Raw genomic sequence first — 1,504 nt, 5'->3', positions numbered from 1 at the left:
AAATTCCGCCGGATACGGCGGCTTTGATTTGGGCATTCGGGACTCCACTGATGTGAACAGTATGGCGTCCGTGAAAGGGGGTCAACTTCAGCGCAGGCCATGTTTGCCGAGCGCTGCAAGACGGCGGGCGAGAAGATTCACAGGACTGTGGAGAACGTGGAAGGCTTGTATCTGTTGAAGATTAGGCCCACGGCGGTCAATTTCGGCGACCAGTTCCGGCTGGATGATCCATACGGGCATGACTCAGGAGGGGAGTGGTACATAAAGAACTTCCTGAGGGGCTTCTATCACCAGTCCTCGACGAAGGCAGTACCGGGCTCCCCTCCTCGCCATGGCTATCTGTATATCGAAGCTCTGGATCCCCAGGACGGCAAGCGATACAGATACACAGGCGCAAGGAAGGCAGTCCGTAAGAAGGATGTGAATGCGCCCGGAGTGCAGTTCGAACTCAAGCGTAACCCGAGCTATGACCTGAACATCTATGAGTTCGTGCTCGACAAGGCCGCTGCTATTGATCCTGCCGCACGCTACGGCGTGACCTATGACGACATCTCCACGAAGGAAGACCGCGAGTATTGGATCGCGGGCAGTTCGTTGAGGGTGATTGATCTTCAGACAAACGAAGTCATTGCCGAGCGAATCGGCTACATGATGGATTGGGCGCAGGGGAGCCGTGCTGGAGGGCGTTCGCCATGGCTATTTGCAGCTGATACCGCTTGCCCTGGATTTCAACGGAACCCGCTGCGGCCTCTGATCGCGGGGCATGGAGGGGGTTCTTCTGCTCAAACGGGGCAAACACTCGATTTTGTTGAAAAAACTCTGAAACCGTCATTGAACTAACAGGGAGATAAATATGACCACTACACCGACTGTCGCCGATTACCTCAGATACGCCGATCTTCAAATGGCGGCAGAAGCATTTCTTGTAGATGCAACGACAGGAGAATTGAAGGCCAACTTGGTGGGCGCGCTTGTTGAAGGCAACAAGCACGCCAGTCGCTTCACCGAGATCCAAGCCACCGAATTCGAGAAGCACTGGGAAGTCCTAGACCAGCAAGCCAACACCTCCACCGGCTTCAGCGGCACCCTGTTCCGCAACAAGGACACCAACGAACTCGTCATGTCCTTCCGCAGCACCGAGTTCATCGACGACGCCGCCCGCGACAACCAGGCCACCAACGCCCTGGAGATCGCAGCCACCGGCTACGCCTGGGGCCAGATCCGCGACATGGAGGCCTGGTACCAGAGCCTCAAGGACCGCGGCCTGCTTCCGCCCGGCCAGACCTTCGCCGTCACCGGCTACAGCCTTGGCGGGCACCTGGCCACCGTGTTCAACCTGCTGCATGGCCCCACGGCTCCCGTGGCCGATCAGGCTGACATCGGCCAGGTCGTCACCTTCAACGGCGCCGGCGTGGGTGGCTTCGAGGAAAGCATCGGACTGAAGTCATTGGTACAACAGTTCAGCGCCGACTCCACCCGCAGCCCGGACTTCGCAGATGACGCG

Annotated in this window: 2 protein-coding genes; both read left to right on the top strand. The window is 58.2% G+C overall.

The annotated features are described in order from the left end of the window. Nucleotides 1-99: 99 nt before the first annotated feature. Nucleotides 100-840, top strand: a complete 741-nt coding sequence (locus A8M77_RS34930; RefSeq protein ID WP_086926029.1) for a hypothetical protein — start codon at nucleotides 100-102, stop codon at nucleotides 838-840. 106 nt (nucleotides 841-946) lie between these two features. Further along, on the top strand, nucleotides 947-1,504 hold a 558-nt coding region (locus A8M77_RS34925; protein ID WP_202820702.1), incomplete at its 3' end, for a hypothetical protein.

Origin of the sequence: Variovorax sp. JS1663 (genome assembly GCF_002157355.1) — a bacterium.
GTDB lineage: Bacteria > Pseudomonadota > Gammaproteobacteria > Burkholderiales > Burkholderiaceae_C > Variovorax.
This window is presented reverse-complemented; position numbering and strand designations above follow the sequence as displayed.

What these genes read in the sequence shown, in the direction of transcription:
- A8M77_RS34930 (WP_086926029.1), top strand. Translation starts at nt 100, where the DNA reads ATGTTTGCCGAGCGCTGCAAGACGGCGGGCGAGAAGATTCACAGGACT.